This window comes from Pseudomonas sp. SMN5 (genome assembly GCF_052041925.1).
In the GTDB taxonomy this organism is placed as follows: Bacteria; Pseudomonadota; Gammaproteobacteria; order Pseudomonadales; family Pseudomonadaceae; genus Aquipseudomonas.
In genome coordinates this window covers 1-18,367 of record NZ_JBKGGX010000024.1, presented here as the reverse complement: position 1 = coordinate 18,367, position 18,367 = coordinate 1, and the positions used below count along the sequence as shown (strand labels likewise).

At 64.2% G+C, this 18,367-nt stretch carries 16 protein-coding genes; 14 read left to right on the top strand and 2 right to left on the bottom strand.

The window, feature by feature from the left end:
* Positions 1-37 precede the first annotated feature (37 nt).
* Positions 38-2,179 (bottom strand): TonB-dependent siderophore receptor, encoded by a 2,142-nt coding sequence (locus ACLEJR_RS21445; protein ID WP_440816314.1) that lies wholly within the window; start codon positions 2,177-2,179, stop codon positions 38-40.
* A 100-nt stretch (positions 2,180-2,279) separates the two neighbouring features.
* A complete protein-coding gene (locus tag ACLEJR_RS21440; protein ID WP_440816312.1) occupies positions 2,280-3,668 on the bottom strand; it encodes a PLP-dependent aminotransferase family protein in 1,389 nt (462 codons plus the stop codon).
* Between the two features lie 127 nt (positions 3,669-3,795).
* On the opposite strand from ACLEJR_RS21440, the gene ACLEJR_RS21435 reads away from it, so the two are divergent.
* The 14 genes from ACLEJR_RS21435 to ACLEJR_RS21370 all read left to right on the top strand — a co-directional run bounded on the left by ACLEJR_RS21435 (position 3,796) and on the right by ACLEJR_RS21370 (position 18,231).
* On the top strand, positions 3,796-4,962 hold the full coding sequence (locus ACLEJR_RS21435; protein ID WP_440816309.1) for an MFS transporter: 1,167 nt from the start codon (positions 3,796-3,798) through the stop codon (positions 4,960-4,962).
* Positions 4,963-5,181: 219 nt separating this feature from the next.
* Positions 5,182-5,853 carry a GntR family transcriptional regulator gene (locus ACLEJR_RS21430; protein ID WP_440816307.1) on the top strand — a complete coding sequence of 224 codons (672 nt, stop codon included), beginning with the start codon at positions 5,182-5,184 and terminating at the stop codon, positions 5,851-5,853.
* Between the two features lie 284 nt (positions 5,854-6,137).
* Positions 6,138-7,070 carry a 4-hydroxyproline epimerase gene (locus tag ACLEJR_RS21425; RefSeq protein ID WP_440816304.1) on the top strand — a complete coding sequence of 311 codons (933 nt, stop codon included), beginning with the start codon at positions 6,138-6,140 and terminating at the stop codon, positions 7,068-7,070.
* Complete coding sequence (locus tag ACLEJR_RS21420) at positions 7,067-8,182, top strand: NAD(P)/FAD-dependent oxidoreductase (RefSeq protein WP_440816302.1); 1,116 nt, start codon at positions 7,067-7,069, stop codon at positions 8,180-8,182. Before ACLEJR_RS21425 ends, ACLEJR_RS21420 begins: the two co-directional genes overlap by 4 nt.
* A 158-nt stretch (positions 8,183-8,340) precedes the next feature.
* Complete coding sequence (locus tag ACLEJR_RS21415; RefSeq protein WP_440793232.1) at positions 8,341-8,577, top strand: (2Fe-2S)-binding protein; 237 nt, start codon at positions 8,341-8,343, stop codon at positions 8,575-8,577.
* Positions 8,574-9,830, top strand: a complete 1,257-nt coding sequence (locus ACLEJR_RS21410) for an FAD-dependent oxidoreductase (RefSeq protein ID WP_440816300.1) — start codon at positions 8,574-8,576, stop codon at positions 9,828-9,830. Before ACLEJR_RS21415 ends, ACLEJR_RS21410 begins: the two co-directional genes overlap by 4 nt.
* A gap of 490 nt (positions 9,831-10,320) precedes the next feature.
* Positions 10,321-11,070: a helix-turn-helix domain-containing protein gene (locus tag ACLEJR_RS21405; protein WP_440816299.1), complete on the top strand. Its 750-nt coding sequence runs from the start codon at positions 10,321-10,323 to the stop codon at positions 11,068-11,070.
* A 230-nt stretch (positions 11,071-11,300) separates the two neighbouring features.
* Positions 11,301-12,119: an ABC transporter substrate-binding protein gene (locus ACLEJR_RS21400; RefSeq protein WP_440816297.1), complete on the top strand. Its 819-nt coding sequence runs from the start codon at positions 11,301-11,303 to the stop codon at positions 12,117-12,119.
* A gap of 10 nt (positions 12,120-12,129) precedes the next feature.
* Entirely contained in the window at positions 12,130-13,896 is a 1,767-nt protein-coding gene (lhpI, locus tag ACLEJR_RS21395) for a cis-3-hydroxy-L-proline dehydratase (protein WP_440816295.1), read from the top strand.
* Complete coding sequence (locus ACLEJR_RS21390) at positions 13,889-14,554, top strand: amino acid ABC transporter permease (protein ID WP_440816294.1); 666 nt, start codon at positions 13,889-13,891, stop codon at positions 14,552-14,554. Before lhpI ends, ACLEJR_RS21390 begins: the two co-directional genes overlap by 8 nt.
* Before the next feature lie 54 nt (positions 14,555-14,608).
* Entirely contained in the window at positions 14,609-15,259 is a 651-nt protein-coding gene (locus ACLEJR_RS21385) for an amino acid ABC transporter permease (protein ID WP_440816291.1), read from the top strand.
* On the top strand, positions 15,252-15,974 hold the full coding sequence (locus ACLEJR_RS21380) for an amino acid ABC transporter ATP-binding protein (RefSeq protein WP_440816289.1): 723 nt from the start codon (positions 15,252-15,254) through the stop codon (positions 15,972-15,974). Before ACLEJR_RS21385 ends, ACLEJR_RS21380 begins: the two co-directional genes overlap by 8 nt.
* Positions 15,975-16,092: 118 nt before the next feature.
* Positions 16,093-17,121, top strand: a complete 1,029-nt coding sequence (locus ACLEJR_RS21375; protein ID WP_440816286.1) for a trans-3-hydroxy-L-proline dehydratase — start codon at positions 16,093-16,095, stop codon at positions 17,119-17,121.
* Positions 17,122-17,313: 192 nt separating this feature from the next.
* Positions 17,314-18,231 carry a dihydrodipicolinate synthase family protein gene (locus ACLEJR_RS21370; RefSeq protein WP_092252247.1) on the top strand — a complete coding sequence of 306 codons (918 nt, stop codon included), beginning with the start codon at positions 17,314-17,316 and terminating at the stop codon, positions 18,229-18,231.
* The last annotated feature ends 136 nt before the right edge of the window (positions 18,232-18,367 follow it).

Genomic DNA, 18,367 nt, shown 5'->3' with positions numbered 1-18,367 from the left:
ATCGCGAGCAGGCTCGCTCCCACAGGGATTTGTTGCTTCACAGGGTGTAGGAGATCCCGGCCTGTACGGTCCGTGGTGCGCCTGGGTAGGCGTAGACGTTGCCGAACGCGCCTTCTTCGTAGTCGGCATCGAACAGGTTTTTCAGGTCCAGGTTCAGGCGGATCCGCTCGTTGACCTTGTAGTAGCCGAGCAGGTCGACGACGGTGTAGCTGTCCATGGAGAACGCGTTCGCTGCTGTCTGGCCGGCGCGTTCGTCAACGTATTTGGCGCCCACGCCAAGCCCCAGGCCCTTGAGGCCGCCATCCTGGAATTCATAGACATTGAGCAGACTGAAGCTGTGCTCGGGGACGTTGAGCAGACGGGTGCCGGACGGGATGTTGGCGTCCTTGGTCACCTCGGCGTCGACATAGGCATAGCCGCCGATCATCCGCCATTCCGGCGTCAGGTTGCCCGCGACGTTCAAGTCGAAGCCACGGCTGCGCACTTCGCCAGCGGCCACGCTGAAGGTCGAGTCCACCGGGTCGGTGGTCAGTACGTTGCGTTTTTCGATCTGGTACACCGCAGCATCCACGCTCAGCTGACGGTCCAGCGCTTCCCACTTGACGCCCACCTCGTAGGACTTGCCCTCCTCCGGCTTGAACCCACCGCCTTGGCGACTCGCACCGTTGTTGGGCTTGAACGAGCGTGCGGTGTTGGCGTAGACCGCCACGGTATCGGTCAGGTCGTACAGCACACCCAGCCGAGGCGTGACGGCATGGTCGGTGACTTCCCAGTTGCGGCTACCGGGCGGGTTCTGCGGGACGAAACTCTCGTACTCATGCTCGAACCGCTCGAAGCGCGCACCCGCCAGCAATTTCAGGCGCTCGGTGAGTGCCACCTGGTCCTGGATGAACACGCCGAAGGTCTTGAGGTTTTCCTGATCGTCGGTCGGCGTGCGGGTCAACGCCGGGCGCGGCTGGCCGTACACCGGGTCGAAGATGTCGATCGGGTAGGCACCGGCGCCTGCGGCAGAGCGCCGGATGATGGACTGGTAGTCGTAGTCTTCATACTCGACGCCGGTCAGCAGCGTGTGTTCGAAGCCGCCCGTGGAAAAATGCCCAGTGAGGTTGAGCTGGTAGTCGCGGTCGGTCCATTCCAGTTTGCGGTAGTTGAAGTTGCGGCCCAGGGTCCGGCCATCGGCGCCGATGCCGTTGCCTTCGACGGCATTGCCCTGCAACGTGCCGTCGAGCCACTGGGTGCCGCCGGCCAGGGTCCAGTCGTCGTTGAGCATGTGCTCGAACCGCACCTGCAGCATGGTGTTGTCGTTGTGCAGCTTGCCAGCGTCTTTCTCGCCGAAGAATGTGTCGCGCGAGGCGGTCCCGCGCTGGCCGGCGTAATGGGTCAGGCCACGGTCCAGCGGCGCATTGTTGCGCATGAAATCGCCTTCGAAGGTCAGTCGCGTGGTGTCGTTGACCTGCCAGCTGACCACCGGTGCGATGCCGTAACGCTCAGTCTCGACATGGTCGCGGAAGGTATCGCCGCCCTCGCCCACCACGTTCAGCCGGTAAGCCAGGTTGCCTTGTTCATCCAGCGGGCCCGACGCATCCAGCGTGCCACGGCGCATACCCTGGTCGCTGAGCTGGCTGCCCAGGGTCACCATGCGCTCGGCCAAGGGTTGCTTGGACACCACATTGAATGTACCGCCCGGGTCGCCGCGGCCATACAGCATGGTTGCCGGGCCCCGCAGCACTTCCAGGCGCTCGATGGTGTTGGCGTCCGGCATGTTCGGGTAACCCCGGTTGATCGGGAAGCCGTTGCGATAGAACTCGCCGGTGGTGAACCCGCGCACGGTGAAGGTCGTCAGGCCCTGGCCGCCGAAGTTGTTTGCCCGGCCCACCCCACCGGCGTAGTCCAGGGCGTCCTGCAAGCGCGTGGCGCCGAGGTCTTCGACGACGTCGCGGGAGACCACGGAGATCGATTGCGGGGTCTCATGGATCGCGGTGTCCGTCCGGGTGGCGCTGGCAGAACGGGTCGCGTGATAACCCTTGACCGGGCCCTGTGCGTTTTCGTAGTCGGCGCTGCCAACAATGTCGGTGGCCTGCAGTTCGAGGGTCGCCGGGTGGGCGACGATAGGCTCGTCTGCCCAGGTGGAGATGGAATAAGCCTGAAGCACACACAGTGAAACGAGAATCCGACGCATCGACACACAATCCCGATCAAAAATGCCGCCATCGCTGGCAGCAGACAAAAATGTGTTGCGAAAGATACAGCAACTCATTCCTGTTTGATATGAATTCCCATTAACGCATCGCAGTGCACGCCTCCTCGATGCGCCGCAAGAAGGTCTGCGCCCGCACGTCCTGGGTGTAAGCCACATTCAGCCGCAGCCAGTCACAAGTCTCCCCCGCCGGCAGGAACGCCGAACCTGGCGAGAGCTGGATGTGTAGGTCGCGGGCGATCTGTTGCACCCGCTGCGAATCCAGCCACCGGGGCCTGGCCCATATGAACAGGCCGCCCACGGGCTCGGCAAACACTTCCCAGTACCTGGGATCCAGCTGACGCAGCGTGCTCGCCATCTGCTTGTTCAGGCGTTGGCGCAGGCGCTGGAGCAGTTTGCGATAAGCACCGTTCGCCAGCAGCGTCGCCACCACATTTTCCGCCAGCAACGAGCAACCGATGCCGGTCACCATCTTCACTTCGGCCAACCGGTTGATGACCTCGGGCCGGGCAACCACATAGCCGATGCGCAGCGAACTGGACAAGGTCTTGGAAAAACTCGCCAGGTAGATCACCCGGTCCAAGGCATCCAGCGACGCCAGGCGTGCTGTCGGGCCGTTCTGGAAATCGGCGTAGATGTCGTCCTCGATAATGCGAAAGTCATGGGCGGTGGCCAGTTGCAGCAGACGATACGCCACGCTGGGCGAAAGGCTGGTGCCGGTGGGGTTCTGGTACATGCTGTTAATGAAGAAATACGCAGGCTTGTGTCGGCCCAGCAACTGCTCCAGGTGGGCGATATCCGGGCCTTGCGCAGTCCTTGGCACCGCCAGGGTCCTGACCCCGTGCAACTTCAGCAGATTGAACAGGTTGTAGTAACCGGGGCTTTCCACCAGCACCAGGTCGCCGGGTTTGAGCAGCGTGCGCACCAGCAGATCCAGCCCGTGGCTGGCGCCCTGAGTAGTGAGGATTTGCCCCGGTTCGACGTGAATGTCGATCAGGCCCAGGCGTTTCTGGATGTGCAGGCGCAACGGGGCTGAGCCCAACGGAGTGCTGTAGTTGAACAGCGCCTGGCTGTCGCTGCGCACCACCTGACGGATCGCCTGGCCCAGGTCGGCGTCGTCGCGCCACGCATCGGGCAGCCAGCCACACCCCAGCTTGAGCTGCGTCGAGGCGTTGTCGAACAGTCGCCACGCCGGGTTATCCGCCTGGCTTTCAGGCTCTGTCAGCGCGCACGTCTGCCGGGCGACGAAGAAGCCCGCGCCGTGCCGGGATTCCAGCACGCCACTGGCAACCAGATGATCGTAAGCCTTGATCACGCTCGACAGGCTCAGATTGTTTTCCCGCGCCAACTGGCGGATCGAGGGCATCCGCGCACCGGGGCGAATGCCATGGGTGGTGATCCACTCCGAGAGTTGATTCACCAGTTGGTGGATCAGGGGTTCAGCCACGTTACGCTCAATCTTCAGATCCACGACAGGCTCTCAGGTGTTCTCGGATTTCGAGCGAACAGTTAAGCATAAAAGGCCCCGCTCTGTTCCTTGTTTGCAAGACGCCCGCCAGAGATAGTCCCAGGCACTTCACTCGCCTCAAGGAACACCTTTGGACGCCCATCAAAAACACTCGTGGGGACTGGCTTTCGGCCTGTGCCTGATCACCCTGGCGGTCAACCTGCAAGCGCCGCTCTACACCACCTACGCGCAATTGTCCGGCTACGGTGCCGGCGCCACGGCGGTGGCGTTTTCCGGGTATGTGCTCGGTGTGCTGCCAGTACTGCTGGCCTTCGGCGGGCTGGCTGATCGGGTCGGACGCAAGCCTCTGATCCTGGTGGCGCTCGCACTCTCGATGCTGGCGACCGTCGTCACGCTGCTCTGGCCCAGCCTGGAAGCACTGGGCCTGGCGCGGCTGATGATGGGCGTCGGGACCGGACTGGCCTCGGCGACCTCGACCGCCTACATGGCTGAGCTCATGGCCAGCGGCGACACGCGCTCGCCGGCCAACCGGGTGACCGCCAGTACATCCCTGGGGTTTGGCCTCGGCGCGGCGTTGACCAGCCTGTTCCTGGCCGTTCATCACAGCGTTACGCCCGGCAGTTTCTGGCTGCAACTGGTGCTGGCGGCCACGGCGATGATCGTGGTCTGGCAGCTGCCGGATCCTGCCGTGAAAATCGGCAATGCGCCGCTGCTGCGCTTGCCGCTGTTCCCGACTGGCAGCCTGCCCTACAGCTTTTCCATGCTGCTGGCCTGGGCCACTTCGGGGCTGGTGATCGCCATCCTGCCGTCGGTGCTGGCGATCCACGGCTTGCAGGGTTGGTCCGGTCTGTCGACCTTCACCGTGATCAGTTGCGGATTGCTGTTCCAGCCGTGGGTGCGACGTCTGCACCCGGCCCGGGCCACCGCCCTGGGGTTGCTGATCCTGCCGTTGAGCTACGCGTTGCTGGCCTGGGGCGCCAGCGTCGGCTCCCTGGCCGCCGTACTGCTCGGCGCCCTGGGGGCCAGCAGCGCCTGTTACGGTTTTCTTTACCTGGGTGGGTTATCGGCGATCACTGCCATGGCCGGTGCGGAAAAGGCCCGGGTCAGTGCCGGGTTCTTCCTGTTTGCCTATGTCGGGTTCAGTATTCCGGTGGTGGTGACCGGGGTGTTGGCGGACCGTTTCGGCGCCGATGTGGCGCTGGTCCTGTTCGGTCTGGCGTTGGCGATTGGGGCGAGTATCACCGGGTTGTGCATCGTTCGCACGCAAGCCTATGGGGCTCAGCTTTCCCAAGGCTGAACGAAAATCCCGTCAGAGTACGGTGTCCACCCGTGGCGAGGGAGCTTGCTCCCGCTCGATTGCACAGCAATCGCAAAAATCTCCGGTCTGTTGCGCAGCCCAGCGGGAGCAAGCTCCCTCGCCACAGCAAAGCGTGCCAGCGGCAGACTTGGAGGGCTCGACCCGGCCGTCGCAAAGTCGTATACCATATCCCCACCTCAACCGAACGACCCCGCCGCCGTGACTTTATCCAAGTTCAACCTACCTGACCTAGGCAACACTCCGTCCACTTCGGAAATCATTACCCGCCATCTGCGCGATGCGATCGTCGCCGGGCATTTTGCCGAGGATGAGCCGATTCGTCAGGACGACATTGCCCGTCAGTTCAACGTCAGCAAGATTCCCGTGCGCGAAGCCCTCAAGCGGCTGGAGGCCGAGGGCTTGGTGATGTTCCAGCGCAATCGGGGGGCCATGGTCACGCGGATCTCCGAAGCGGAGCTGGCGCAGATGTTCGAAGTGCGGATGCTGCTGGAAGACAAAGTGCTGCGCCTGGCAATCCCCAACATGACCGAAGCGACCTTCACCCGCGCCGAAAGCATCTGCCGGGAATTCATCGGTGAGGACGACGTGGGACGCTGGGCCGAGCTCAACTGGCAACTGCATGCGTGCCTGTACGAACCGGCGCAGCGGCCGTTCATGGTCAGCCTGATTCGCTCGGTCCACGACAAACTGGAGCGCTACCTGCGCATGCAGATGAGCCTGTCGGCGGGCAAGGAACGCGCCGATCACGAACACCGGGAAATCGTCGACGCCTGCCGCGCCGGGGATGTGGACCGGGCGGTGAAACTGCTGGACGAACACATCGCCGGCGTCTGCCAGACACTGTTCGAGTTCTTGCCGGCCAGCCATTGAAAGCCACCGGTTTGCTCCCACAGTTTGTTTTGAGGCGGACACTGGTCCCGAGTACAAGCGTCACCCCTTGTGGGAGCGAGCCTGCTCGCGATAGCGGTGGGTCAGGCAACATCTGCGCTGAACGTTAAGCCCCCATCGCGAGCAGGCTCGCTCCCACAATGGATACTGTTTGATTCAAATCCGTAGCTGTGCCGATTTCGTCATCCGCGCCGGGTAAAACCATCAAGCCGCCGCCCCTGATGCGCGCCACGCTTGCCGTCATCTCCCCTGAACGGAAGCGCCCCATGAAACGCATCACCGTGATCGATTCCCACACCGGCGGTGAACCGACCCGCCTGGTCATCGACGGTTTTCCGGACCTGGGCCGAGGCAGCATGGCCGAGCGCAAGCGCCGGTTGGCCGAGGAGCACGATGCCTGGCGCACCGCCTGTGTCCTGGAGCCCCGGGGAAGCGATGTGCTGGTGGGCGCGCTGCTGTGTGAACCGGTGGACCCGAGTGCCTGTGCCGGGGTGATCTTTTTCAACAACAGCGGCTACCTGGGCATGTGCGGCCACGGCACCATCGGCCTGGTGGCGTCGCTGGCCCATCTGGGCAGGATCGGCCCTGGGGTGCACAGCATCGAGACGCCGGTAGGCACCGTACAGGCCACCTTGCATGAGGATCATTCGGTCAGCGTGCGCAACGTGCCGGCCTACCGTTACCGCCAGGCCCTGAGCCTGGAAGTGCCCGGCATCGGCCCGGTGGTGGGCGACGTGGCCTGGGGCGGCAACTGGTTCTTCCTGATTGCCGAACACGGCCAGCGCGTGGCCGGCGACAATCTCGACGCGTTGACCGCCTACACCTACGCTGTCCAGCAGGCCTTGGAAGAGCAAGGCTTTCGCGGCGAGGATGGCGGGCTGATCGACCACATCGAACTGTTCGCCGACGACCCGCAGGCCGACAGCCGCAACTTCGTGCTCTGCCCCGGCAAGGCTTATGACCGCTCCCCTTGCGGCACCGGCACCAGTGCCAAACTGGCCTGCCTGGCGGCCGACGGGAAACTGCGACCCGGACAGATCTGGCGCCAGGCCAGCGTGATCGGCAGCGAATTCGAAGGCTCTTACGAACAAGCCGGCGAACGCATCATTCCGACCATTCGCGGCCGTGCCTTCATCAGCGCCGAAGCCTCACTGATCATCGAAGCGGACGACCCGTTCGCCTGGGGCATTCGTTCGTGAGCGAGGGGCCTGTCGCCGACATCATCGTCATCGGCGCCGGAATCATCGGCGCCGCCTGCGCTCGGACATTGGCACGGCGCGGTTTGAAGGTGCTGGTGCTTGACGCCGGTTGGCACGGCGCCACAGCCGCCGGTATGGGCCACTTGCTGGTGCTCGATGACAACCCGGCGGAACTGGCCCTCAGTCAATACTCCCTGCAACGCTGGCGTGAACTGGCCCCGGCCCTGCCCGACGGCTGCGCCTGGCGCAACAACGGCACCTTGTGGCTGGCGGCCAACGCCGAGGAAATGGCGGTGGCCGATAGTAAATATCTGAATCTGCTGGCCCATGGCGAAGACTGCGAACTGATCGGTCGTGCTGCGCTGCATCAACGCCAACCCGGCTTGCGCCCTGATCTGGAGGGTGGATTGCTGATCAAGGGCGACGGCATCCTCTATGCTCCGGCGGCCGCTCGTTGGATGCTGGACACGGCCAACATTCTCCAGCAGCGGGCCCAGGTGACAGAAGTCGATGGCCGTCGCGTACGCCTCGACGACGGGCGATGGTTGAGCGCCGAAGCGGTGGTCCTCGCCAATGGCATCCAGGCTACCGAGCTCTGCCCCGAACTGCCCATCGAACCGAAAAAGGGCCACCTGCTGATCACCGACCGTTACCCCGCCACGGTCACTCACACCCTGGTGGAACTGGGCTATGTCACCAGCGCCCACAACGCCAGCGGCCCGTCGGTGGCATGCAATATCCAGCCACGCCCGACCGGACAATTATTCATCGGCGCCTCGCGGCAGTTCGGCACCGTCGATCCGCAAGTGGACAGCTGGATGCTGGCGAAGATGCTCAGGCGCGCGGTCGATTATTTGCCGGGACTGGCAGCGCTCAATGGCATTCGCGCCTGGACCGGTTTCCGCGCCGCCAGCCCCGATGGCCTGCCGCTGGTGGGACAGCATCCGCAGCGCGAAGGCCTATGGCTGGCGGTGGGTCACGAAGGGCTGGGCGTCACCACGGCCCCAGCGACCGCCGACCTGCTGGCCGCGCAGCTGTTCAACGAAACCGCGCCGCTGGCCCCGGCACCCTACCTGCCTCAACGCTTCCTCGGGGAACCGGCCCATGCCTGAAGCCCGACACCGTCCCCTGTGGCGAGGGAGCTTGCTCCCGCTCGATTGCGCAGCAATCGCCAAAATTTCGGGTCTGCTGCGCAGCCCAGCGGGAGCAAGCTCCCTCGCCACGGGATGTGAGTGTCCCCCTGACATCCGTTTAACCAAGGACGGGACCAATGCCTGACTTATTCCTCGACGGCCGCCCGCTGCAAGTAGCCGACGGCACCAGCGTCGCCGCAGCCCTGGCGCTGGGCTCCGACGGCTCCAGTCGCACCTCGGTCAGCGGCCAGCGCCGTGCGCCCTTGTGCGGCATGGGCATCTGCCAGGAATGTCGGGTAACCATCGACGGCCGTCGGCGCCTGGCGTGCCAAACCCTGTGCCGTGACGGCATGCATGTGCAGACCCGACCATGAACGAAACCACTGAACTGCTGATCATCGGCGCCGGCCCCGCCGGCATGGCCGCCGCCCTGGCCGCTGCAAGCAGCGGTGCACGCATCGTGCTGCTGGATGACAACCCGATGCCCGGCGGCCAGATCTGGCGCGACGGTCCCCAGGCCGAGTTGCCCGGCCAGGCGCGACACCTGCGCGCACAGTTACAGGCGTGCACCAACGTCCGTTGCTACGCCGGCGCTCGGGTCATCGCCCAAGCCGCCGACAAAACCCTGCTGATCGAGGATGCCGAGCGCGGTTGGCTGATCACTTACGAACGCCTGATCCTCTGCACCGGCGCCCGCGAATTGCTGCTGCCCTTCCCCGGCTGGACCTTGCCCGGCGTGACCGGGGCCGGTGGCTTGCAGGCGTTGATCAAGGGTGGCTTGCCGGTGCGTGGCGAACGATTGGTGATCGCCGGCAGCGGCCCGTTGCTGTTAGCCAGCGCCGCCACCGCGAAACATCAAGGCGCCCAGGTACTGCGAATCGCCGAGCAAGCCAGGCGCGCCGCCGTGGCCGGATTCGCCGCGCAATTACCGCGCTGGCCAGGCAAGCTTTTTCAATCGTTCGGTTTGTACGACGCCGGGTATCGCACCGATACCCATGTACTGGAGGCGCTGGGGCGCGAGCGGCTCGAAGGCGTGCGCCTGTCGCAGCGAGGCCGGACGATTGAACTGGCCTGCGACCGACTGGCTTGCGGTTTCGGCCTGGTCCCCAACACCCAGCTCGGCCAGGCCCTGGGCTGCGCCTTGCAAGGCCACGGCCTCGCGGTCGATACCTGGCAAGCCACCACTCGCGCGGACCACTACGCCGCGGGCGAATGCACCGGTTTCGGTGGCAGCGAACTGTCTCTGGTAGAAGGCGCCATCGCCGGCCATGCCGCAGTCGGTAACACCACGGCTGCACAACGCCTGTGGCCGCGTCGGGCACGCTGGCAGGGTTTCGCCCAAGCCTTGAACAAAGCCTTCGCCCTTGATCCACGCCTCAAGACCCTGGCGCGTGACGACACGCTGGTGTGCCGCTGCGAGGACGTGCCCTACGCCGAATTGTCCAGCCATGAACACTGGCGTGAAGCCAAACTCGCCAGCCGCTGCGGCATGGGCGCCTGCCAAGGCCGAGTCTGCGGCGCGGCGCTGCAGCACCTGTTCGGCTGGCCCCCACCAACACCGCGCCCGCCCTTCAGCCCGGCGCGGATCGAAACCTTGCTGGACCTGGACCAAACCCCTGAACCCTAAACCCTAAACCCTAAACCCTAAACAGCTGGACTTAAGTGCAGCCTGGAAAGCCAGATCGACTGCCAGGCCGCCTCGCTTTTGCTTTGCTTTGCTTTGCTTTGCTTTGCTTTGCTTTTGATCTTAGACGCCCCATCAACCACAAGGGCCGAACGCAGGCATTGCGCAGTGGGCATCCCGGCATGGATGCCGGGATAGCCGCGCAGGGCCATGGATGGCCCATCGCGGCGGGCCCACGGAGCAATGCCGGAGTGAGGGAACACCGAGCCTCGGCGAGGTGCCCAGTGGTGGGGCAAAAGCGTTTTGCTTACTTTTGCGCTTCTCAAAAGTAAGCCGCCGTAAGGGCGGAACCACCAGCAGCCGTTACCGCAGCAACGGATATGTAATCGACCGCAACAACGAACACCCACTCAATCACCAAACCAACGAACCAAGTGAACCCAAACAACTTTCCCCCTATGATCCCAACGTCCCCCCCCAGAACCGAGCCCCCATGTACCCCTCGCTCACCACCCTGCCCCCCTGCGATCTGAACACCCTGTTAAGCAGCCTGCAACCCATCGCACCACTGCTCGACACCCTGGCGGACGTCGTATTCTTCATCAAGGACAGCCAGGCTCGCTACGCCTTCGTCAACCAGACCCTGGCCCGGCGCTGTGGCTTCATGCACAGCGCCGACCTGCTGGGCCTGACCGCCGAACAAGTCTTCCCCGAACGCTTCGGCCCGCTCTACACCGAACAGGACCGCCGCGTTCTATCCAGCGGCCGCGAACTGGCCGACCAGCTCGAACTGCACCTGTACTACGGCAACCAACCGGTGTGGTGCCTGACCCACAAACTGGCGCTGCACGACCCCGAAGGCCAGACCGTCGGCCTGGCCGGGATCTCCCGCGACCTGCAACTGCCGCAATCGAGCCATCCGGCCTTCCAGAAACTGGCAGCGGTCGACGCTCACATCAAACAGCACTTCGCCCAGCCCATCAGCCTCGCCGAACTGACCGCCATCGCCGGGTTGTCGGTGGCGCAGCTGGAGCGGCACTGCAAGCGGATCTTTCAGCTCACACCGCGGCAGATGATTCACAAGGCGCGCTTGGAAGAAGCGTCACGGTTGCTGCTGGACAAGGATCTGCCGATCACCGAAATCGCCCTGCGCTGCGGTTACACCGACCACAGCGCTTTCAGCCGTCAATTTCGTGCCCTGACCAGCCTGTCGCCCAGCCAATATCGCGAAAACCGACGCTGAGCGTGTTCCCTGATGGGGCGACGGCTCTCGGATTGCTCCCATCTGTAACACTCCACACACCTCGCGCGTCGCCCAACTGATCCCTCCTCTTTCATGACAAGCCTCTGAATCAAGGCTGTTAGGCGATTCGGTGGGTACCCGTCAAACAGGCACGCCGCTTGCTTATCTAATATCGTATACGAAATCCTCAATACGATATCTCACCGCATTTATTCGACAGCGAGGCATTTATGAAGAACCCAGTACTGGTCGTAGCCCTCAGCGTTGTCCTCACCCCGCTTCTCATTGCCCCGGCCCAGGCCGACAAACTCGACGACATCATCGGCTCCGGCAAGCTGCGTTGCGCCGTGACTCTGGACTTCCCGCCCATGGGCTTTCGTGACGAAAGCAACAAGCCGGCAGGCTTCGATGTCGATTACTGCCATGATCTGGCGAAAGTCCTCGGCGTAGACGCCGAAGTAGTGGAAACGCCGTTCCCTGACCGGATCCCGGCGCTGATCTCCGGTCGCGCCGATGTGATCGTCGCGTCCACTTCGGACACCCTGGAGCGGGCCAAGACCGTCGGCCTGACCGTGCCCTACTTCGCCTTCCAGATGGTGGTGCTGACCCGCGACAACACCGGCATCAACAGTTACGCCGATCTCAAGGGCAAGGCCTTGGGCAATACCAGCGGCACCTATGAAGCCATCGCCCTGGAAAAAGACCAGAAGAGCTGGGGCAGCGGCAGTTTCCGCGCCTACCAGTCGCAGAACGACACGCTGCTGGCCGTCGCCCAGGGACACATCGACGCGACAGTGGTGACCAACACCGTCGCCGCCGCCACGATCAAATCCGGCAAATACAAGAACCTGAAAATCGCCGGCGACGCGCCCTACGTCATCGACTATGTGTCCCTCGGCGCCAAGCGCAGCGAGTACGGCCTGATCAACTACCTCAACCTGTTCGTCAACCAGCAGGTGCGCACCGGCCGTTACAAGGAGTTGTTCGTCAAATGGGTCGGCACCGAGATTCCGCCGACCAACCTGACCGTGCCCCAGGTCTACTACTGAGGATCGCGGCATGCCGAGCAAGCCTGTCCGCGTCAGCGGTCGCAGCCTGGTGGAGGGTGCCGCCGAGGGCGCCCTGCTGTTCGCCGATGTGGGCCTGAGTTTCTGGGGCGGCGTCGATCCGGTCAGTGGCGAAGTCATCGACCGGCACCATCCGCTGAGCGGCGAACGCCTGGCCGGGCGGGTGCTGGCGATTCCCAGCGGACGCGGTTCGTGCACCGGCAGCAGCGTGCTGATGGAGCTGATCAGCAACGGCCACGCGCCGGCCGCCCTGGTGCTGGCCGAAGCCGATGAGATCCTGACGCTGGGGGTGCTGGTGGCCCAGGTGATTTTCCAGCGTTCACTGCCGGTGTTGTGCGTGGGCCACGCGGCGTTCGACAAACTGCGCGGCCAGGGCTTTGTGCGCCTGGAGGGCGAGCGCCTGACATTGTCCGGGCGGCGTCCCAGTGACCATTGGCAAGCCGCCGATGTGCCGTTGCAGATGCCCTCATCCTCAACCCTTTGCCTATCCGAACAGGACCGGGCGCTGCTCGACGGCGCCCATGGCAAGGCCGCCCAGGTGGCGATGCAGATCGTACTGCGCATGGCCGATATCCAGGGCGCCACGCAATTGTTGGACGTGACCCAGGCCCACATCGACGGCTGCATCTACACCGGCCCGGCCAGCCTGCGCTTCGCCGAACAACTGGTGCAATGGGGCGCGAAGGTGCGCGTGCCGACCACCCTCAATGCCATCTCCGTGGACCAGCGGCGCTGGCGGGAGCTGGGCGTCGATCCGGCCCTGGGCGAACCGGCCAGCGCCCTGGGCGATGCCTACATGGCGATGGGTGCGCAGCTGAGTTTCACCTGCGCGCCGTATTTGCTGGACAGCGCGCCCAAGGCCGGCGAGCAGATCGTCTGGGCCGAATCCAACGCAGTGGTGTACGCCAACAGCGTGCTCGGTGCACGCACGCAGAAGTATCCGGACTTCCTCGACATCTGCATTGCCCTGTGCGGACGCGCCCCCCTGACCGGCTGCCACCTCGACGAACAGCGCAAGGCCGAGCTGATCATCGAAATGCCGACGCTGGGGCGCGTGGACGACAGTTTCTACCCGCTGCTGGGCTACCACATCGGTAGCCTGACGGGCCGGCGCATCCCACTGATCCGCGGCCTGGAAAACGCCGCCCCGACCCTGGATGACCTGAAAGCCTTCGGCGCCGCCTTCGCCACCACCAGCGCCGCGCCGTTGTTCCACATCGCCGGGGTCACGCCGGAAGCCCTCACTCCGGCCAGCGTAATGGACGCGGACACCCCGCTGACAGTGCAAACGGTCGACGTCGCAGGCCTGCTTGCCAGCTGGCGCGAGCTCAACAGCGCCCGGGACAAGCGAGTGGACGTGGTCTCCCTGGGCAACCCGCATTTTTCCCTCAGCGAGTTCGCCAGCCTCGCGACGCTGTGCGCAGGCCGGACCAAGCATCCGGACGTGGTGCTGGCGATCACCTGCGGTCGCGCTGTGCTGGAACAGGCGCGCCAGGCCGGCCACCTGAGTGCCATCGAAACGTTCGGTGCGATCCTGGTGACCGACACCTGCTGGTGCATGGTGGGTGAACCGGTGATCCCGCCCCAAGCCACGACGCTGATGACCAATTCCGGCAAATACGCCCATTACGCGCCTGGCCTGGTCGGGCGCGGCGTGCACTTCGCCAGCCTGGCCGACTGCGTCGAGGCCGCGTGCACCGCCCAGGCCGGCGGCCAGCCGCCGGCCTGGCTCCAACCGAGGACGCCTGCCCATGTTTGACTACAGTTTCCAGTGGCGCCCGGCCCTGCGCGCCCTGCCGGACATGCTCGCCGGCGCCTGGGTGACGTTCGAGACGGCCGCGCTGTCGATGATCTTCGGCGTGCTGATCGCCCTGGTATTGACGGTGATGCGCCAGGCGCGCAACCCGTTGCTGCGCGGCGTGGGCAATGGCTGGGTGTCGATCGCCCGCAACACGCCCTCGCTGTTCCAGATCTACATCCTCTACTTCGGCCTCGGTTCCCTCGGGCTGCACGTCAGCTCATGGCTCGCGTTGCTGGTGGGGATCACCTTCAACAACGCCGGTTACCTGGCGGAAAACTTTCGCGGCGGCCTCAAGGCCGTGCCCGGCACGCAGATGCGCGCCGCCCGCTCCCTGGGCATGAGCGCGTTCCAGGCGTACCGGATGATCATCGTCCCGCAGTTGTTGCGCATCGTCTTCTACCCGCTGACCAACCAGATGGTCTGGGCGGTGCTGATGACGTCATTGGGGGTGGTGGTCGGCCTGAACAACGACCTCACCGGCGTCACCCAGGAATACAACGTCAAGACCTTCCGCACTTTCGAATACTTCGCCCTCGCGGCGGCGCTGTACTACCTGATCGCCAAGCTGATCGTCGGGCTGGCCCGACTGTTGTCCTGGCGGCTCTTTCGTTACTGAAAGCATCGTTATTGAAAGCATCGTTACTGAAGGTTCTGTTATTGAGGGCTCGTCATGTTTGCCACAAGCCTCACCGTCAACGACCTGCTGTTCCTGCTCGAAGGGGCCTGGGTCACTCTGCAACTGACCGCGTGGTCGATCCTGCTGGGGACCCTGGCCGGGTTGCTGTTCGGCCTGTTGCGGGCGCTGCTGCCACGGGCCAGCCTGCCGCTGGCCTGGGTACTGGACGTGTTTCGCAGCGTGCCGCTGCTGATCCAGTTCGTGCTGTTCAATTCCTTGAAGAGCATCGCCGGTCTGAACATCAGCGCCTTCGCCGTCGGTTGCATCGTGCTGGGGGTTTATGCCGCCGCGTACTTCACCGAAATCGTCCGTGGCGGTGTGCTCGCGGTGCCGTTGAGTACCCGACGGGCCAGCCGTTCCCTGGGCCTGAGCTACCTGCAGGACCTGCGTTTCATCGTCCTGCCGATTGCCACGCGGGTGGCCTTTCCCGGCTGGCTGAACCTGGTGCTGGGGGTGATGAAAGACACGGCGCTGGTGATGTGGATCGGCATCGTCGAGTTGCTGCGCGCTTCGCAAACCATCGTGACCCGCATCCAGGAACCGCTCCTGGTGCTGTGCATCGCGGGCCTCATCTACTACGTCATGAGCCTGGTGGTCGCCCGCCTCGGCGCACGCCTGGAAACAAGGTGGCAGGAAAATGATTGAGATCGAAAACGTGCATAAATCCTTCGGCGACCTGGAAGTGGTCAAGGGCGTGAGCCTGACCGTGGACAAAGGCGAAGTGGTGTCGATCATCGGCGGCTCCGGCTCCGGCAAATCGACGCTGCTGATGTGCGTCAACGGCCTGGAGCCGATCCAGCAAGGCAGTATTCGGGTGGACGGTGTCGAGGTCCACGACCGGGCCACCGACCTCAACCATTTGCGGCAGAAAATCGGCATCGTCTTCCAGCAGTGGAATGCCTTCCCGCACCTGACCGTGCTGGAAAACGTGATGCTGGCGCCCCGCAAGGTGCTGGGCAAAAGCAAGCAGGACGCCGAAGCCCTCGCGGTGCGCCAGCTCGAACACGTCGGCCTTGGGGACAAGCTCAAGGCCTTTCCCAGCAAGCTTTCCGGCGGCCAGCAGCAGCGCATGGCGATTGCCCGGGCGCTGGCGATGTCGCCGGACTACATGTTGTTCGACGAAGCCACCTCGGCCCTCGACCCGCAGTTGGTGGGCGAAGTACTGGACACCATGCGCATGCTCGCCGAAGACGGCATGACCATGGTGCTGGTGACCCACGAAATCCGCTTCGCCCGCGACGTGTCCGACCGCGTGGCGTTCTTCTGCAATGGCCGGGTGCATGAGATCGGACCGCCGGACCAGGTGATTGGCAATCCAGTGCAGCCGGAGACGGCGGCGTTTCTCAGGTCGGTGAAATAACTGATGGCCCTATCGCGAGCAGGCTCGCTCCCACAGGGGACGGTGCCGCACGCAAATCCCATGTGGGAGCGAGCCTGCTCGCGATGAGGCCCGAACAGACAACCCAAGGACCCACCCCATGCGCTCATCCAAGATCATCCACATCATCAGCTGCCATGCCGAAGGCGAAGTCGGCGATGTGATCGTCGGCGGCGTCGCCCCTCCCCCTGGCGCCACCGTGTGGGAACAATCGCGCTGGATCGCCCGTGACCAGACCCTGCGCAACTTCGTACTCAACGAACCCCGTGGCGGGGTGTTCCGTCACGTCAACCTGCTGGTGCCGGCCAAGGACCCGCGGGCGCAGATGGCCTGGATCATCATGGAGCCGGCCGACACGCCGCCGATGTCCGGTTCCAACTCGCTGTGCGTGGCGACCGTGCTGCTGGACAGCGGCATCCTGCCGATGACCGAACCCCAGACCCGCCTGGTGCTGGAGGCGCCGGGCGGACTGATCGAAGCCGTGGCCGACTGCCGCGACGGCAAGGTGCAACGGGTGGAGATCAAGAACGTGCCGTCCTTCGCCGACCGCCTCGACGCCTGGATCGAAGTCGAAGGCCTGGGCTCGTTGCAGGTGGACACGGCCTACGGCGGTGACAGTTTTGTCATCGCCGACGCCCAGCGCCTGGGGTTTTCCATCTGTCCCGACGAAGCCGCCGACCTGGTGGCCGTCGGGCTCAGAATCACCCGGGCAGCCAATGAACAGCTGGGCTTCGTCCATCCGCTGAACCCCGACTGGTCGCACATTTCGTTCTGCCAGATTGCCGCGCCCATCATCCAGGAGAACGGCATTGCCACCGGCGCCAACGCCGTGGTGATACAGCCCGGCAAGATCGACCGCTCCCCCACCGGCACCGGTTGCTCGGCGCGCATGGCCGTGTTGCAGGCCAAAGGACGGATGCAGGTGGGCGACCGCTTCATCGGGCGCTCGATCATCGGCTCCGAATTTCATTGCCGCATCGACTCGCTGACCGACCTGGCCGGACGCCCGGCGATCTATCCGTGCATTGCCGGACGAGCCTGGATCACCGGCACCCATCAATTGCTGCTGGACCCAGCCGATCCCTGGCCGCAGGGCTACCGGCTCTCGGATACCTGGCCTGGCGCATGACGCTTGAAATCACACAGCCCCCGTGGCGAGGGAGCTTGCTCCCGCTGGGTCGCGAAGCGGCCCCAACCGGGTATGTCAGGTGAATCCATGGGGGCTGCTGCGCAGCCCAGCGGGAGCAAGCTCCCTCGCCACAGGGTGCTGCAATTTTCATAAACATTTTCGTATACGAAATAACATCCACCGGAGACAACCATGAGCAAACGCATCAACTGGAGCGGCGTATTCCCCGCCGTCACCACCCAATTCAACGATGACTTTTCCATCAACCTGGAAAAAACCCACCAGGTGATTTCCAACGTGATCCGTGACGGTGTATCGGGCCTGGTGGTCTGCGGTTCGGTGGGGGAAAACACTTCCCTGAGCGCCGAAGAGAAAATCGCCGTGACCGAAGTCGCGGTGGACGCTTCCCGTGGCCGGGTGCCGGTGATCTGCGGGGTGGCCGAATTCACCAGCGTGCAAGCGGCCAAGGTTGCCAACGCCGTGCGCAAGGTCGGCGTCGATGGAGTGATGCTGATGCCGGCGCTGGTCTACGGCTCCAAGCCGTTCGAAACCGCCGAGCACTTCCGCTACGTGGCCCGGCATGCCGACGTGCCGCTGATGGTCTACAACAACCCGCCGATCTACAAGAACGACGTGACCCCGGACATCCTGATTTCCCTGGCCGATTGCGACAACGTGGTGTGTTTCAAGGATTCGTCCGGCGACACCCGGCGCTTTATCGACGTGCGCAATGAAGTGGGTGATCGCTTCGTGCTGTTCGCCGGGCTTGACGACGTGGTGCTGGAAAGCCTTGCCGTCGGCGCCGAAGGCTGGGTGTCGGGCATGTCCAACGTGTTCCCCAAAGAAGGCGAGACCATCTTCCGCCTGGCCCGCGCCGGGCGCTTTGCCGAAGCGATGCCGATCTACGAATGGCTGATGCCGATCCTGCACCTGGACGCCCGCGCCGACCTGGTGCAATGCATCAAACTGTGCGAAGCCATCGCCGGCCGCGGCAGCGCCCTCACCCGCCCACCGCGCCTGGCCTTGCCGGAGGCGGATCGGGTGTATGTGGAGCAGATCATGGCCAAGGCGATGGCGAACCGGCCGGCGTTGCCGGATGTGGGGCTTTAGGCGTTACCCGAAGTCATTGGCTGACACGGCCCCCTGTGGGAGCGAGCCTGCTCGCGATAGTGATCTATCAGTCGACTCTGCGGTGGCTGACACACCGCCATCGGGGGGGGGGGGGGGGGGGGGAGGGGGGGGGTGG

Excerpts from the sequence above, each read along its gene's own strand:
- ACLEJR_RS21445 (WP_440816314.1), bottom strand. The coding sequence starts at position 2,179 with ATGCGTCGGATTCTCGTTTCACTGTGTGTGCTTCAGGCTTATTCCATC.
- ACLEJR_RS21405 (WP_440816299.1), top strand. The coding sequence starts at position 10,321 with ATGTACCCCTCGCTCACCACCCTGCCCCCCTGCGATCTGAACACCCTG.
- ACLEJR_RS21375 (WP_440816286.1), top strand. The coding sequence starts at position 16,093 with ATGCGCTCATCCAAGATCATCCACATCATCAGCTGCCATGCCGAAGGC.
- ACLEJR_RS21385 (WP_440816291.1), top strand. The coding sequence starts at position 14,609 with ATGTTTGCCACAAGCCTCACCGTCAACGACCTGCTGTTCCTGCTCGAA.
- lhpI (WP_440816295.1), top strand. The coding sequence starts at position 12,130 with ATGCCGAGCAAGCCTGTCCGCGTCAGCGGTCGCAGCCTGGTGGAGGGT.
- ACLEJR_RS21415 (WP_440793232.1), top strand. The coding sequence starts at position 8,341 with ATGCCTGACTTATTCCTCGACGGCCGCCCGCTGCAAGTAGCCGACGGC.
- ACLEJR_RS21425 (WP_440816304.1), top strand. The coding sequence starts at position 6,138 with ATGAAACGCATCACCGTGATCGATTCCCACACCGGCGGTGAACCGACC.
- ACLEJR_RS21370 (WP_092252247.1), top strand. The coding sequence starts at position 17,314 with ATGAGCAAACGCATCAACTGGAGCGGCGTATTCCCCGCCGTCACCACC.
- ACLEJR_RS21410 (WP_440816300.1), top strand. The coding sequence starts at position 8,574 with ATGAACGAAACCACTGAACTGCTGATCATCGGCGCCGGCCCCGCCGGC.
- ACLEJR_RS21390 (WP_440816294.1), top strand. The coding sequence starts at position 13,889 with ATGTTTGACTACAGTTTCCAGTGGCGCCCGGCCCTGCGCGCCCTGCCG.
- ACLEJR_RS21400 (WP_440816297.1), top strand. The coding sequence starts at position 11,301 with ATGAAGAACCCAGTACTGGTCGTAGCCCTCAGCGTTGTCCTCACCCCG.
- ACLEJR_RS21380 (WP_440816289.1), top strand. The coding sequence starts at position 15,252 with ATGATTGAGATCGAAAACGTGCATAAATCCTTCGGCGACCTGGAAGTG.